This is a genomic window from Streptomyces xinghaiensis S187, from assembly GCF_000220705.2.
Lineage (GTDB): Bacteria > Actinomycetota > Actinomycetes > Streptomycetales > Streptomycetaceae > Streptomyces > Streptomyces xinghaiensis.
The window spans coordinates 522,988-538,866 of record NZ_CP023202.1 but is presented as its reverse complement, the minus strand read 5'-3'; the positions used below and the strand labels follow the sequence as shown (position 1 = coordinate 538,866).

Sequence of the window (15,879 nt, the reverse complement as noted above, 5' to 3'; positions counted from 1 at the left end):
GAGAGACACGATGACCCGATCCCCTGTCGAGGACGTGTGGCCGCTGTCGCCGCTGCAGGAGGGGCTGCTGTTCCACGCCGCCTTCGACGACCGGGGCCCCGACGTCTACACCGTCCAGTCCGCCCTCGCGCTGGAAGGCCCGCTGGACCCGGGGAGGCTGCGGAGGTCGTGGGAGGCGCTGCTGGACCGGCACGCCGCGCTGCGCGCCTGCTTCCGCCAGGTGAGCGGGGCACAGATGGTGCAGGTCATCGCACGGGACGTGGCGCTGCCCTGGCGCGAGGAGGACGTGTCGGGGCTCCCCGCGGCCGACGCGCTCGCCGCCGCGGACCGGCTGGCGGAGAGCGAACGGGCGGAGCGCTTCGACCCGGCGGTGGCGCCCCTGCTGCGGCTGCTGCTCGTCCGCCTCGGCGAGAACCGTCACCGCCTGGTGATGACCAGTCACCACATCCTCATGGACGGCTGGTCGGCCCCCGTCCTGATCGGAGAGCTCTCCGCGGTCTACGCGGCGGGCGGCGACGCCTCCGTACTCCCCGGCACCACCTCCTACCGCGAGTACCTGGCCTGGCTCAACCGGCAGGACAAAGAGGCCGCGCACGCCGCCTGGAAGGCGGAGCTCGCCGGGGCCGGCGAGCCGACGCTGGTCGCCCCCGCCGTCCCCGACCGGCTCCCCGTCTTCCCCGGGAGCGTCAGCGGCGACCTACCGGAAGCGCTGACCCGCGGCCTGGCGGAGCTGGCCCGCACGGCGGGCGTGACCGTCAACACCGTGGTGCAGGGCGCCTGGGCGCTGGTGCTGGCGCGCCTCGCGGGCCGTACGGACGTGGTCTTCGGCGCCACCATGGCGGGGCGTCCCCCGGAACTGCCCGGGGTCGAATCGATGGTGGGGCTGCTCATCAACACCCTGCCGGTACGGGTACCGCTCGACGGCGCCCAGCCGGTGCGGGAGATGCTCCAGCGGCTCCAGGACCGGCAGTCCGCGCTGATGGCCCACCAGCACCTGGGCATCCTGGAGATCCAGAAGACCGCGGGGCCGGGAGCGGTGTTCGACACGCTCCTGGTGTACGAGAGCTTCCCCCGTCCGCCCGCCGCACCGGCACCGGACCGGGACGCCCTGGTCATCAGGCCCGACGGGTTCTCCCGCGAGGCGGCGCACTACCCGTTCACCCTGGTCGTCGCGCCCGGCGACCGGATGCACCTCAAGCTCGAACACCGGCCGGACCTCTTCGACCGCGCCACGGCCGAGTCCGTCCTCCGCGCACTGACGCGGGTGCTGGGACGGATGGTGGCGGAACCCTCCGCGCCGGTCGGACGGATCGGAGTGCTCGACGGACCCGTGCGGGGCACCGCCCGGGAGGAGCGCGGCGGGGCGCCGGTGGCGCCGGGGCCGTCGGTGCCGGAGCTGGTGGCGGGGCGGGTGCGGGAGGCGCCGGGCGCGGTGGCGGTGGTGGAGGTTGAACGGTCGCTGACGTACGGGGAGTTGGACGGGGCGGCGGGGCGCCTCGCGGGGTATCTGTCCTCGCTGGGTGTGGGGCGTGGTGACCGGGTCGCGGTGGTGATGGAGCGGTCGGCGGATCTGCTGGTGACCCTGCTCGGGGTGTGGAGGGCTGGGGCGGCCTACGTGCCGGTGGATACGGGTTCTCCGGTGGAGCGGGTGGCGTTCGTGCTGGCCGATGCCGCTCCGGTGGTGGTGCTGTGCACGGAGGCGACGCGGGGCGCGGTGCCGAAGGATGCCGCCGCGCGGACGGTGGTCCTCGACGATCCCGGGTCGCTGTCCGAACTCGCTGCGCACAAAGGTGAGGTGGCGGCCGAGGTGAACCCCGGGGACGTGGCGTATGTGATGTACACGTCGGGTTCGACGGGGGTGCCGAAGGGTGTGGCGGTGCCGCACGGCGGTGTGGCGGCGCTGGTCGGCGAAGCCGCCTGGTCGGTCGGGCCGGACGATGCGGTGCTGATGCACGCCCCGCACGCGTTCGACGCCTCGCTGTTCGAGGTGTGGGTGCCCCTCGTCGCCGGTGCGCGGGTGGTGGTCGCCGAACCGGGCGTCGTGGACGCCGGGCAGGTACGCCGCCATGTGACCGGCGGTGTGACCGCGTTGCATGTGACGGCTGGTTCGTTCCGGGTGCTGGCGGAGGAGTCCCCGGAGTGTTTCCGGGGTCTGCGTCAGGTGCTGACCGGTGGTGATGTCGTGCCGCCGGGGGCGGTGGCGCGGGTGCGGGAGGCGTGCCCGGAGGTGTCGGTGCGGCATCTGTACGGGCCGACGGAGACGACGTTGTGCGCGACCTGGCACGAGTTGCGTCCCGGGGAGGTGCTGGGGGAGGTGCTGCCGATCGGCCGTCCGCTGCCGGGGCGGCGGGTGTTCGTGCTGGACGCCTTCCTCCACCCGGTGCCGCCGGGCGTGACCGGCGAACTGTACGTATCCGGTGCGGGGTTGGCGCGCGGTTACTGGGACCGGCCGGGCCCGACGGCCGAGCGGTTCGTGGCCTGCCCGTTCCTCCCGGGCGAGCGGATGTACCGCACCGGCGACCTGGTGCGCTGGACCCGGGACGGTGAGCTTCTCTTCGCCGGCCGCGCGGACGAGCAGGTCAAGATCCGCGGGTTCCGCGTGGAGCCCGGCGAGGTGGAGGCGGCCCTGGCCGCGTACCCGGGCGTCGCCCAGGCTGTGGTGGTGGCCCGTGACGACGGCCCGGGTGAGCGCCGGCTGGTCGGCTACGTGGTGCCCGAGGGGCCCGAGGGCGTGGACCCGCAGGCCGTGCGCGAGCGGGCCGCCGCGGTGCTGCCGGAGTACATGGTCCCGGCCGCCGTGCTGGCGATGGCCGCGCTCCCCGTGACCGCCAACGGCAAGGTGGACCGCAGGGCGCTGCCCGCCCCCGACTTCGCCGAACGGGTCTCCGGCCGTGCGCCCCGGACCGCCGTCGAGGAGACGCTGTGCCGGCTCTTCGCCGAGGTGCTCGACCTCGAACGGGTGGGCCCCGACGACAACTTCTTCGACCTGGGCGGCGACTCGGGGCTGGCCATGCGGCTCGCCGGCCGGGTCCGCGAGGAGTTCGGCGCCGAGCCGGCCGTCCGCCAGTTCTTCGGCTCCCCGACCCCGGTCGGTGTGGCCCGGCTGCTGGCCACGAAGGCCCGCCCCGTGCTCGAAGCGGCCGCCCGGCGGGAGGACGTCCCCGTCACCGCGGGCCAGTTGCGCACCTGGCTGATGTCCCGGCTCGGTGACGAGGCGGGCGTGCACCGGATCCCCGTCGCGCTGCGCCTCGGCGGCGATCTGGACCACCGGGCGCTGTGGGCCGCGCTGGGGGACGTCGCGGCGCGGCACGAGATCCTGCGGACGACCTTCGACGGAACCCGGGGCGGTGACCTGCGCCAGCGCGTCCTGGACGCCGACGCCGCGCGCCCCGCCCCGGCCGTCACGGCGGCGACCGAGGAGGAGCTGCCGGACCTGCTGTCCGCCCACGCCGCGCACGCGTTCGATCTCAGCCGTGAGACACCGTGGACCCAGCACCTCTTCGCGCTGTCGGACACCGAGCACGTCCTGCTCCTGGTGGTGCACCGGATCGCCGCCGACGACGCGTCCGTGGACGTCCTCGTCCGCGACCTGGCCACCGCCTACGGCGCGCGCCGCGAGGGCCGGATGCCCGAACGGGCCCCGCTGCCCGTGCAGTTCTCCGACTACGCGCTCTGGGAGCGGGAGCTGCTCCGGGGCGAGCGGGAACCGGAGAGCCTGGTCAACGACCAGCTCGGGTACTGGAAGGACACCCTGGCGGGTCTGGACGCCGAGCTGCCCCTGCCGGCCGACCGGCCGCGGCCCTCCGTGGCCTCCCACCGGGCCGGCTCCGTACCGCTGCGCATCGGCGCGGATCTGCACACCCGCCTGGCCGACCTGGCCGACGACGCCGGCACGACGACCTTCACGGTGGTGCAGGCCGCGCTCGTGACGCTGCTCGCCCGGCTCGGCGCCGGCACCGACGTCACCGTCGGAACGGTGATCCCGCGCCGCGACGAGGCCGGTCTGGAAGGGCTGGTGGGACCCTTCGCCGGGCCCCTGGCGCTGCGTACGGACGCCTCCGGCGATCCCGCCTTCCGCGACCTGCTCGGCCGGGCGCAGGCGGGCGGCCAGGAAGCGCGCGAGCACCGGGACGTGCCGTTCGAGCGCGTGGCGGACGCGCTGCGGCTGCCTCCCTCGCTGGCGCGCCACCCGGTGTTCCAGGTCGTCCTGGAACTGGACGACAGTGTCGAGGAGGCGTGGGACCCCTGGGAACTGCCCGGGCTGCGCACCAGCCGCCTGGACGTGGACCCCGAGTCCACCGAACTCGACCTGTCGGTCGTCCTCACCGAGCTGTACCGGCCCGACGGGGATCTCGGCGGCATCGAGGGCCGGCTCCGCTACGCCGCGGAACTCTTCGACCGGGCCACCGCGGAGGAGCTGGCGCGGCGGCTGACGACGGTCCTGGAGCAGGTGGCGGCCGACCCGGACCGGCGGCTGAGCGCGGTGGACGTCCTGCTCGGCGCGGACGAGCACCGGCGGCTCCTGGAGACGGGGCACGGTGCGGCGGCGGACGTTCCGTGGCCCACGGTCGTGGCGGCTGTGGCCGCGCAGGCCGCACGGACCCCCGGCGCCGTCGCCGTCAGCGGACCGGACGGCTCACTGACGTACCGTGAGCTGCGCTCCGCGACGGATCTGCTCGCCCGGCGGCTGACCGCCCTGGGCGCCGGTCCGGACACCGCCGTCCTGGTGGCGCAGCCCCCCGCCACCGCGCTGGTGGTCGCGCTCCTCGCGGCGTGGGAGTCCGGGGCCGCCTGCCGCCTGGCCGATCCGACGCGGCCCCTGGACGGCGTGGACCCGGGACCCGGACGGATGCCGATCGCGGCCCTGGTGTGCGACGCGGCGCGGGGCGGGCGGACACCGGACGGCCCCGGCGTGCCCGTCGTGGCGACCGGCGGTCCGGCCCCGGCCGGACCGGACGCCGCGCCCGGCAGCGGCACACCCGGCGCAGCCGCGGCCGGCGGTGGCGCGCCCGGCGCCGCGGCGGCCGGGCCCCTCGCCGCCGTGCCGGACCGCGCGCCGCCGCTGCCCGGTCACCCGGCGCTCCTCCTTCCCGGCCCGGCCGGCGCGGACCTGGTCGTCGAACACCACACCCTGGCCGGCCACGCGGCGCACCGGGCGCGGGCATCGGCGGTGGCCGGCTCGGAGACGGTGCTCGACACCCGCGCTCCGCTCCCCCTGCTGCTCGTCCCGCTGCTCGCGGCGCTGTGCGCGGGGGGCAGCGTCCGCCTGGGCCTGCCGGACGGGGACCGGCAGCAGCCAGCCGCCGGAACCCTCACGAGCCCGGAACGCGCACGGCGGCTGCTGGTCACCACCCGTGCGCTGCTGCCGAGCGCGCTGCCGGAGCCGCCGGACGGCGGACCGTCCGCGTCCGTACCCGGCGCGGGCGGCCCGGGAGCGGGTGAACGGCCCGTCCCCGCAGCGGAGTTCGCGGAGGCCCTGGTCATGGACGCGGGCGGGCCGGCGGAGGCGGACGGCGCCCCGGACGCGCCCGGGCGCCCCCACGGGGCCGTCACGGTGTCCTGCCACGGCGCCGCGGAGACGGGCGGCGCCTGGCTGGAGAGCCGCACCGGCCCGGGCGAGGCCGCCCCGGCGGACCTCCGGGCCGGCCGGCCGGTGGCGAACACCCGAGCCTACGTGCTCGACGACCGCCTCCGGCCCGTACCGCCGGGCGCCACGGGCGACCTCTATCTGGCGGGAGTCCCGGTGGCGCGCGGCTATGCGGACCGTCCGGGCCTCACCGCCGGACGGTTCACCGCCTGCCCCTTCGGCCCGCCGGGGGAACGGATGTTCCGCACCGGCGAGCGGGCCCGGCGCACCCGCACCGGGCTGCTCGCGGTGAGCTCCGCGGACGCCGGCCGGGAGCGTGCGGCCGGAGCCCGCCGTGCCGGCGGCAGCCGCGGCGACCTGGGTGTGCTGCTGCCGCTGCGGCCCGGGGGCAGCCGCCCGCCGCTGTTCTGCGTCCATCCCGGCATGGGCCTGAGCTGGGGATACGGCGCTCTGCTGCCGTATCTCCCGGCCGACCTGCCGGTGTACGGGGTGCAGGCGCGGGGACTCGCGCGGCCGGAGCCGCTGCCGGGCAGTGTCGAGGAGATGGCCCGCGACTACGCGGACGAGATCCGCTCCGTGCAGCCGTCCGGCCCCTACCACCTCCTGGGCTGGTCCATCGGCGGCGTCATCGCCCAGGCCGTCGCCGTCCGGCTGGAGGAACTGGGCGAGGAGGTGGCGCTGCTGGCGCTGCTCGACGCCTATCCCGGCAGCGCCGCCACGTCCCGCTTCCGGAACGGGGACGGGCGGCGGGAGGACGGCTACTCCGTGCTCCGGGACGGCGGGGAGGGCGCCATGGCCGACCTCTACCGCTCCACGGGCCTGAGCGACCGGGCCCGGGCGAACCTGGAGAAGGTGCTGCGCAACATGTCCGGTTTCGCGCCGGACCACACCCCGCGCCGCTTCGGCGGGGATCTGCTGCTCTTCGTCGCCACCGCCGACCGGCCCGGTGAACCGCCGGTACGGCAGGCGGTGGAGAGCTGGCGTCCCCACATCGGGGGCGGAATCGAGCCGCACGAGGTGCGGGCCGGCCATTACGACCTGCTGCGGCCCGCGCATCTGCCGGGCATCGGACACGTCGTCACGGAAAAGCTCCGGGCGGCTGAGGAAAAGACATCGGAAAGGACCGAGTCATGACCAATCCGTTCGACAACGAGAACGGCACCTTCCTGGTTCTCGTCAACGACGAGGGGCAGTACTCGCTGTGGCCCGCGTTCGCCGAGAAGCCCGAGGGATGGACGGTCGTTCACGAGGAGGGCAGCCGCCGGGAATGCCTCGAATTCATCGAGGAGACCTGGACGGACATGCGCCCCAAGAGCCTGGTCGAGGAAATGGACCGGCAGGAGACCGCGGCACCCTGACAACAGCCTCTGACGCAACCCGGACAACGCCCCGGCGGACACCACAGGGCGGCCGCACCGGTGGCCGTCTCCTCCGGAAAGGGAACAGGTGGACACCGAAGCACTGGTGACCGTGGCCCTCGGCGACGTCGCGCTGATCGTCATCGCCTCGCGGCTGCTCGGGGCGGCGGCGCGCCGGTGCGGCCAGCCGGCCGTCGTCGGCCAGATCGTGGCCGGCATCGCCCTGGGCCCCACCCTGCTCGGCCGGCTGCCCGGCGATCCGACCGCCCGGCTCTTTCCCCCGGACGTGCTGCCGTTCCTCACCGTGCTGTCCCAGATCGCCATCGTCCTCTTCATGTTCGTGGTCGGCTACGAGACCGACCGGCGGCAGCTCCGCCGGGGCGGCGGGGCCGCGGCGGCCGTGGCGCTCGCGGCGCTGCTGGTCCCGGCGGCACTGGGGGCGGGCGTGGTCGGGCTGTTCCCCGGAGCGTTCTCCGCGGTGCGGCCCCAGCACGCGGACGGCCGGGTGTTCTGGCTCCTCATGGCCGTGGTCATGTCGGTGACCGCTCTTCCCGTCCTCGCCGCCATCGTCCGGGAGCGCGGCCTGGCGGGCACCCCCGCGGGCACCGTGGCCACGAGCGCCGCCGGGCTCATGGACGTCGCCGCCTGGCTCGTCCTGGCCGCGGCGCTGGCCGGCACCGGGCATGCCACCGCCCGGTCGTGGCCGGTGACCCTGCTCCTGCTGTCCCTCTTCACGGCCGCGCTGTTCCTGCTGGTCCGCCCGCTGCTCGCCCGGTGGCTCGAACGGTCCGGCGCCCTGGCGGCGCATCAGCTGACCATCGCGCTCGGTCTCGCGCTGGGCAGCGCCTGGGCCACCGCCGAGCTGGGGCTGCACCCGGTGTTCGGCGGTCTGCTCGCGGGCCTCGCCATGCCCCGTCCGGGCGGGGTGCCGGACGCCGGTGTGCTGCGGCCGATGGAGCAGACGGCCGGACTGCTGCTGCCGTTGTTCTTCGTGACGACCGGGCTGTCGTTCGACATCGGCTCGCTGGACGCCGACGGCGGGATCCTGCTGGCGCTGATCCTGGCGGTGGCCGTCTCGGGGAAGCTCCTCCCGGGGTACGCGGCCGCCCGGATCAGCGGCATGGACCCGCCCCAGTCGGCCGTGGTCGCCGTCCTGGTGAACACCCGCGGGCTCACGGAGCTCATCGTGCTCGACGTGGCGCTCGACGCCGGGGTCATCGGGCCCGGGCTCTTCACCGTGCTCGTGCTCATGGCCCTGACCACCACCTTCATGACGGGCCCGCTGCTGGCCCTGGCCGGCCGCCGGTGGGGGTTCCCGCCGCCACCGGCGGAACATCCCGGTAAACATCCGCGGAGGAATTCCGTGAAGCGCCGGGAGAGTCTTCACGGGAAACGCCGGGAGGGCGCCGCGGAAAGCTCCTGACGGCCCGTTCCGGCGGCGCGGACGGAAGATTTCTCCGGAATCCGGAGACGTGGTCTGCGGCGCCGTGACGCGGAATATCGGAATCCGCCCGGTGACCCGGTTGTCCGGTGATTCCGTGATCCCGTGCTTCCGTGATTCCGCCTCGCGCCGGCCGGTTGGACACCGCTTGACTCCGGCGCGGGGCGAAATCAGACTCGATCCGGCGACCGGAAATGCGGGAACCAGAAATACGGGGGCGGGAATGACCCGCCGGGTGACAAGGGGAGGAGGGATGGCCTTGCCGGATTCCGAGGAATTCGATGTGGTGGTCGTCGGTGGAGGGCCCGCCGGATCGACGCTGGCCGCGTTGACGGCCATGCAGGGACACCGGGTGCTGGTCCTGGAGAAGGAGTTCTTCCCCCGTCACCAGATCGGGGAGTCGCTCCTGCCGGCCACCGTGCACGGCGTGTGCCGGCTGACCGGCGTGGCGGAGGAGCTCGCCGCCGCGGGCTTCCCGCGCAAGCGCGGCGGCACGTTCAAGTGGGGCGCCAACCCCGAGCCGTGGACCTTCTCCTTCTCCGTCTCCCCGCGCATGACCGGGCCGACGTCCTACGCCTACCAGGTCGAGCGGGCCAAGTTCGACGAGATCCTGCTCAACAACGCCCGCCGGGTGGGCGCCGAGGTGCGCGAGGGCTGTGCCGCCGTCGACGTCGTCGAGGACGGGGAGCGGGTCCGGGGCGTCCGGTACACCGACGCCGACGGCCGCGAGCACCGGGCGTCGGCCACGTTCGTCGTGGACGCCTCCGGCAACGGAAGCCGGCTGTACCGGCGGGTGGGCGGAACCCGGGAGTACTCGGAGTTCTTCCGCAGCCTGGCCCTGTACGGCTACTTCGAGGGCGGCAAGCGGCTGCCGGAACCGAACTCGGGCAACATCCTGTCGGTGGCGTTCGAGAGCGGCTGGTTCTGGTACATCCCGCTGAGTCCGGACCTCACCAGCGTCGGTGCCGTGGTCCGCCGGGAGATGGCCGGCAAGATCCAAGGTGACTCCGGCAAGGCGCTGGCGGCGCTCATCGCCGAGTGCCCCCTGATCTCCGAGTACCTGGCGGACGCGCGGCGGGTCACCGAGGGCCCGTACGGGAAGCTCCGGGTCCGCAAGGACTACTCGTACCACCACACGACCTTCTCGCGGCCCGGCATGATCCTGGTCGGCGACGCCGCCTGCTTCGTGGACCCGGTGTTCTCCTCCGGCGTCCACCTGGCCACCTACAGCGCCCTGCTGGCGGCCCGCTCCATCAACAGCGTGCTCGCCGGGCTGGTCGGCGAGGACCGGGCCCTGCGGGAGTTCGAGTCCCGTTACCGCCGCGAGTACGGCGTCTTCTACGAGTTCCTGCTCTCCTTCTACGAGATGCACCAGGACGAGAACTCCTACTTCTGGCAGGCCAAGAAGGTCACCCGGGCCAACCGCCCGGAGCTGGAGTCGTTCGTCGAGCTCATCGGCGGGGTCTCCTCCGGCGAGCGGGTCCTGACGGACGCCGAGGTGCTGGCGAAGCGCTTCAGCTCGGGCTCCGCGGAGTTCGCCGCGGCCGTCGACGAACTCGCGGGCAGCGAGGACGGCAGCATGGTGCCGCTGTTCAAGTCCTCGGTGGTGCGCGAGGTCATGCAGGAGGGCGGCCAGGTCCAGATGCGCGCCCTGCTCGGCGAGGACGCCGAACCCGAGGCCCCCCTGTCCGCGGACGGCCTGGTGCCGTCCCCCGACGGCATGTTCTGGCTGCCCGCCCAGGGCACCGGCGAGTAGAGGGGGACCCGTGGCACGGCCGTCGGACGTCTCCCCGCACAACCGGCGCGACCGGTTGGACCCGCTGCCCGAACTCAGCCGGCTGAGCATCCGCGCACCGGTCTCCGAGGCCGTCCTCACCGAGGAGCCCGCCACCACCGGCTGGCTGGTCACCGGCCCCGAGGAGGTACGGGCGGTCCTCGGCGACGCGGACCGGTTCAGCACGGCCCTGGCCGCGGGCGGCGGACCCGGCGCCCGGCGGCCGGCCCAGCCGGGCAACCTCATCCAGTACGACCCGCCCGACCACTCCCGGCTCCGGCAGATGCTCACACCCGAGTTCACGGTCCGCCGGATGCGCGCCCTGGAACCGGCCGTCGAGGCCATCGTCGAGGACGCCCTGGACTCCCTGGAGAAGGACGGCCGGCCCGCGGACTTCATGCGGCACGTCGCCTGGACCGTGCCGGGCCTGGTGATGTGCGAGCTCTTCGGCGTGCCCCGCGACGACCGGGCCGAACTGGCCCGGGTCCTCAAGGTCAGCCGGCCGGCCTTCCGCGGACGGCGGCTGCAGGTCACCGCGGGCGCCAACTACCTCGCGTACATGGCCCGGCTCGTGGAGCGCAAGCGCCGCGAGCCCGGTGACGACCTGCTCGGCCGGGTGGTGCGCGAGCACGGCGCGGACACCGATGACGAGGAACTCGTCGGGCTCAGCGCCTTCGTGATGGGCTCCGGCGTCGAGAACATGGCCAGCATGCTGGGCCTCGGCATCCTCGCCCTGCTGGAGCACCCGGCCCAGCTCGCCCTCCTCCGTGAACGGCCCGGACTGATCGACGGCGCCGTGGAGGAACTCGTCCGCCACCTCTCGGTCATCCCGACCGCCTCGCCCCGCGTCGCCCGCGAGGACGTGAACCTCGGCGGCCGGACGGTCAAGGCGGGCGACCGCGTGGCCTGCTCCCTGCTCGCGGCCAACCGCGCACGCCGTCCGGGACAGCCGCCCGACCGCCTCGACATCACGCGCGAACCCACCGCCCATGTGGCGCTCGGCCACGGCGTCCACTACTGCGTCGGCGCGTCGCTGGTCAGGATGGAGCTCAGAGCCGCCTACCCGGCGGTACTGCGCCGCTTCCCCGCACTGCGGCTCGCGGTGCCCGCCGAGGAGATCCGCTTCCGTCCGCAGGCGCCCTACGGCCTGGAAACACTGCCCATCGCCTGGTAGGGGAGCCATGCCACCCACACCCACACCCACGCCCACGCCCACCACGCCCACCACGCCCACCCCGCCCGCCTACGCCCGCCGCGACCGGTTCGACCCCGCCGCGGAACTCCGCCGGCTGACCGCCGGGAGAACCGTCACCGCGATCGACGTCGGCCCGGGAACGGACGGGGTGCCCGTCTGGCTCGTGACCGGCCACGCCGAGGTGCGCCAAGTCCTCGGCGACCACCGCCGGTTCTCCACCCGCCGCCGCTTCGGGCCGCGCTCACCGTCCGGCCGCGCCGACGGCCCCCGGCCCGACGAGATGGCCGGGCAGCTCATGGACTACGACCCGCCCGAGCACACCCGGCTCCGGCAGATCCTCACGCCCGAGTTCACCGTGCGCCGGATGCGGCGGCTGGAGCCGCTGGTCGAGGGCATCGTCACGGAACGCCTCGACGCCATGGAACGCGGCGGGCCCCCGGCCGACCTGGTGCGGTCCTTCTGCTCGCCCGTGCCCGGCGCGGTGCTGTGCGAACTGATCGGGGTGCCCCGGGACGACCGCGGCGGCTTCCTGCGCCGCTGCCACGCGTTCCTCGCCCCCGGACGCGGCCGGCAGCGGCGGGCGGCGGCCGGCGACGCGCTGTCGCGCTACCTCGCCGAGATGGTGCGGCGCGCCCGCAGGGACCCCGGCGACGGCTTCCTCGGCGCACTGGTCCGCGACCACGGCGACGAGATCACCGATCAGGAACTGCGCGGCGTCTGCGTCCTGCTGGTCCTCGCCGGCCTCGACAACGTCTCGGGCATGCTCGGCCTGGGCACCCTGCTGCTCCTGGACCACCCCGCCCAGCTCGCCGCCGTGCGCGACGACCCCGGAGCGGTGGACGGCGCGGTCGACGAACTGCTCCGCTACCTGACGGTGCCGCACGCCCCCACGCCGCGCACCGCCCTGGAGGACGTCACCGTCGGAGACCGGCTCGTCCGGGCCGGGGAGCACGTCATCTGCTCGCTGCCGATGGCCAACCGCGACCCCGCCCTGCTCCCCGAGCCCGACCGGTTCGACATCACCCGGGAGCCCACCGCCCACGTGGCCTTCGGCCACGGCGTCCACCACTGCCTGGGCGCGGCCCTGGCCCGGATGGAACTGCGGACCGCGTACCCGGCGCTGCTGCGCCGCTTCCCCCGGCTCGCCGTGGCGGTGCCCGGCGAGGAGGTTCCGTTCCGCGTCCACGCCCTCGCGCACGGCGTGGACCGGCTGCCGGTGACCTGGTGAGGAGCCGCGAGAACGCCGCGGAGGCGGCGGAGCCCGGAGCGGAGAGCCGGATGACCCTGCGGGTCGACCGCCGCCGGTGCGCCGGCTCCGGGCTGTGCGCGGTCCGGCTCCCCGACGTGTTCGACCAGTCGGAGGAGGACGGCAAGGTGCTGCTGAGCACCCCCGAGCCCGGCCCCCGGCTGGCCGGGGCGGTCCGGGCGGTCGCCGCGCGCTGCCCGTCCGGCGCGATCACGCTGCACGGCGGCGGACCGGCCGGGGAACGGCCCCGGGACGGCAACGGAACCGGCCGCCCGCGCGGCCGGGCACAGGACACCGAGGAGGCGTGATGGACAGCAGTGCTCCGGAGACGGAGACCAGGGCGGCCGTACGGGAGGTGGTCGCCCCCCTGTGGTGCGAGGCGCTCGCCGTGCCGGAGGTGTCCGACGACGACGACTTCTTCGCGCTGGGCGGCCACTCGCTGGCGGCCCTGCACGTGATCAGCACCGTCGAGCAGACCTACGGGGTGGAGCTGGCCGGCCCGCGCGACATCTGGGAGAACCCGACGCTCGGGGCGTTCGTCTCCGCCGTCGCCGCGGCGGTCGCCGGCCGTGTGCCCGCGCCCCCGGCGGACGGCCGCGCCGCCGCCTCCTCCACCGGGACCGGCGGGTAGGGCCGTGTCCGCGGACCGCGCACCGGGGCTGCTGCCGGCGCTCTGCCGGGGCGGCGCCCGCATCGAGGTGGCCGGCGAACGGCTGGAGGGCGACGAACTGGCGGCCGCCGCCGGCGGGGTCGTCCGCTCCGTGGCCGGAGCCCGCAGAGTGGGCGTGGTCGCGCGCCCGAGTGCCGCCACCCTCGTCGCCGTGGCCGGCGTGCTCCTCGCGGGCGGCACGGCCGTCCCGCTGAACCCGGCCGCCTCCACCCGGGAGCGCGAGCACGTCCTCCGCGACGCCCGGGTGGACCTCGTCCTGGACGAGATCGGCCTCACCGCCCGTGACACCCCGCCGCCCGGCCCGCCGGCGGACGGGACCCCCGCGCTGATCCTGTACACCTCCGGCTCCACCGGGCCGCCCAAGGGCGCCGTCATCCCGCGCCGGGCGATCGCCGCCAACCTGGACGCCATCGCGGAGCTGTGGGAGTGGACCGCGGACGACGTCCTCGCCCACGCGCTGCCGCTGTCGCACGTCCACGGACTGGTCTTCGGCGGGCTCGGCCCGCTGCGCACCGGCTCCCCGCTCGTCCACACCGGCCGCTATCTCGTCCCGGTACCCGGTGCCTCCCTCTACTTCGGCGTCCCCGCCCTGTGGGCGTCGCTGGGCTCGGCCGACCTCGCGGAACTGCGCGGTGCCCGGCTCCTGGTGTCCGGGGCGGACGTCCTGCCCCGCAGGGTGTCGGAACGCGTACGCCACCTCTCCGGCCACCGCATCCTCAACCGGTACGCGATGACGGAGACCCTCGTGATCACCTCGCCCCGGACCGCGGACCTCCGCGGGCCCGGGGCCGCGGCGGCCCGGTCGGTCGGCCGGCCGGTGCCGGGGGCACAGGTGCGGCTGGCCGGACCGGACGGGCACGACGAGCAGGGCGGGCAGGACGGCCGCGGCGGGCAGGACGGCACGCCCGGCCCGGGCCGGGAGGTCCTGGTACGCGGCACCGGGCTGTTCTCCGGATACCTCGGGCGGGGACCGGCCGTGGACGGCGAAGGCTGGTTCGGCACCGGAGACCTGGGGGAGTGGCTGGAGGACGGAACCCTCCGGCTGACCGGCCGCGCCCACACCGACCTGATCAAGAGCGGCGGCTACCGCGTGGGAGCGGGTGAGGTCGAGGACGTGCTGCTCGACCATCCCGGCATCGCCGAGGCGGCCGTCGTCGGCCTGCCCGACGAGCGGCTCGGCCAGCGCGTCGCGGCCTGGGTGGTGGCGACGGAGCCGCTGGACCGCTCCCGTCTCGCCGCCTTCCTGGCCGCCCGGCTGCTGCCGTACAAGCTGCCGCAGGAGGTCCACGTGGTGGACGGCCTGCCGCGCAACGCCCTGGGCAAGGTCCAGAAACGCCTGCTGGCCGCCGAACGCCGGCCCTGACGCCGCAGACCGGACGGCCGCCGGACGGGCGGCCGACGAGGAGGGATTCGGTCCAACCATGACGCATTCGCTGGAGTTACCCGTCCGTGAGCCCAAACCGCGCACCCGGGGGCTGACGATGGTCATCGACAACGGGGCCCCGGTGCGGTGGTTCGAGGACACCGTCGCCAGCTCGGGGGAGTTCATCGACCTGGTGAAGTTCGGCTGGGGCACCGCGCTGGTCACCTCGGGGATGAAGGAGAAGACGGAGGTTCTCGCGCAGCACCGCATCCCCTTCATGTTCGGCGGCACCCTCTTCGAGAAGCACGTGCTGCAGGGCAGGTTCGAGGAGTACCGCGCCTTCTGCCTGGAACAGGGCTGCGCCTGCGTGGAGGTGTCCAACGGCACCATCGACCTCGGCCACGAGGAGAAGGCCCGCTACATCGAGCGGCTCGCCCCGGACTTCGAGGTCGTCTCCGAGGTGGGGTTCAAGGACCAGCGCCGGTCGGAGATGTTCGCGCCCAGCCAGTGGATCAGCAGCATCCAGCGCGATCTGGACGCGGGGGCGCGCTCGGTCATCCTGGAGGCGCGGGAGAGCGGCACCAGCGGGATCTGCCGCCCCGACGGCGAGGTGCGGTTCGGCCTCATCGAGGACGTCCTCGACGCCGGGACCCCGGCGGACCGGCTGATCTTCGAGGCGCCCAACAAGGAACTGCAGACCTACTTCATCAAGAGGGTGGGAGGAGACGCCAATCTGGGGAACATCGCCCTGACGGACGTCATCGCGCTGGAGACGCTCCGGCTCGGACTCCGCTCCGACACCCTCCTCGACCATTCCGGGGCGGTACGGTGAGGAATTCCCGGGACGCCTTTCACATCGCCGTGCCGGCCCGCGATCTGGACGCCGCGGCGCTCTTCTACAACAAAATGCTCGGCTGCCCGGTCGCGCGCCGGTACGCGGACCGCATCACCTTCGACTTCTTCGGCGACCAACTCGTCTGCCATTACTCTCCGGACGACCCCGTGGTGGAGAGTCCCACGCTCTATCCCCGGCATTTCGGGGTGACCTTCCGGGAGCGAGAGGATTTCGACGCGCTGCTGCGGCTGGTGAACCTGCGGAAGGTGCCGGTGTTCCAGGAGGTCCGGTCCCGTTTCGGGGGAACGGCCGAGGAACACAGCACCGTGGTGCTCGTCGACCCCACCGGAAACCTCCTGGAATTCAAGCACTACGCCGATCCCCGGATGATGTACTGACCGCGGCCGGGC

At 74.5% G+C, this 15,879-nt stretch carries 11 protein-coding genes; all 11 read left to right on the top strand.

Translation table 11 applies throughout. From position 1 onward, the window contains the following. Nucleotides 1–10 precede the first annotated feature (10 nt). A complete protein-coding gene (locus tag SXIN_RS02430) occupies nt 11–6,721 on the top strand; it encodes an amino acid adenylation domain-containing protein (protein ID WP_095756510.1) in 6,711 nt (2,236 codons plus the stop codon). Then, nucleotides 6,718–6,945 (top strand): MbtH family protein, encoded by a 228-nt coding sequence (locus SXIN_RS02425; RefSeq protein ID WP_019708090.1) that lies wholly within the window; start codon nt 6,718–6,720, stop codon nt 6,943–6,945. Before SXIN_RS02430 ends, SXIN_RS02425 begins: the two co-directional genes overlap by 4 nt. Nucleotides 6,946–7,033: 88 nt before the next feature. Then, nucleotides 7,034–8,368 (top strand): cation:proton antiporter, encoded by a 1,335-nt coding sequence (locus SXIN_RS02420; protein ID WP_095756509.1) that lies wholly within the window; start codon nt 7,034–7,036, stop codon nt 8,366–8,368. 271 nt (nt 8,369–8,639) lie between these two features. After that, nucleotides 8,640–10,142, top strand: a complete 1,503-nt coding sequence (locus tag SXIN_RS02415) for a tryptophan 7-halogenase (protein ID WP_019708092.1) — start codon at nt 8,640–8,642, stop codon at nt 10,140–10,142. A 10-nt stretch (nt 10,143–10,152) separates the two neighbouring features. Next, the gene (locus tag SXIN_RS02410) at nt 10,153–11,334 is read left to right on the top strand and encodes a cytochrome P450 (RefSeq protein ID WP_019708093.1); all 1,182 of its coding nucleotides are present in this window, start codon (nt 10,153–10,155) and stop codon (nt 11,332–11,334) included. Nucleotides 11,335–11,341: 7 nt separating this feature from the next. Then, nucleotides 11,342–12,583, top strand: a complete 1,242-nt coding sequence (locus SXIN_RS02405) for a cytochrome P450 (RefSeq protein ID WP_019708094.1) — start codon at nt 11,342–11,344, stop codon at nt 12,581–12,583. Next, nucleotides 12,580–12,909: a ferredoxin gene (locus tag SXIN_RS02400; RefSeq protein WP_095756508.1), complete on the top strand. Its 330-nt coding sequence runs from the start codon at nt 12,580–12,582 to the stop codon at nt 12,907–12,909. Before SXIN_RS02405 ends, SXIN_RS02400 begins: the two co-directional genes overlap by 4 nt. Next, nucleotides 12,909–13,232, top strand: a complete 324-nt coding sequence (locus tag SXIN_RS02395) for an acyl carrier protein (RefSeq protein ID WP_095756507.1) — start codon at nt 12,909–12,911, stop codon at nt 13,230–13,232. Before SXIN_RS02400 ends, SXIN_RS02395 begins: the two co-directional genes overlap by 1 nt. A 4-nt stretch (nt 13,233–13,236) precedes the next feature. After that, the gene (locus SXIN_RS02390; RefSeq protein WP_238153648.1) at nt 13,237–14,634 is read left to right on the top strand and encodes an AMP-binding protein; all 1,398 of its coding nucleotides are present in this window, start codon (nt 13,237–13,239) and stop codon (nt 14,632–14,634) included. A 58-nt stretch (nt 14,635–14,692) separates the two neighbouring features. Beyond that, nucleotides 14,693–15,466 carry a phosphosulfolactate synthase gene (locus SXIN_RS02385; RefSeq protein WP_019708097.1) on the top strand — a complete coding sequence of 258 codons (774 nt, stop codon included), beginning with the start codon at nt 14,693–14,695 and terminating at the stop codon, nt 15,464–15,466. Further along, entirely contained in the window at nt 15,463–15,867 is a 405-nt protein-coding gene (locus tag SXIN_RS02380; RefSeq protein WP_039820793.1) for a VOC family protein, read from the top strand. Before SXIN_RS02385 ends, SXIN_RS02380 begins: the two co-directional genes overlap by 4 nt. Nucleotides 15,868–15,879 lie beyond the last annotated feature (12 nt).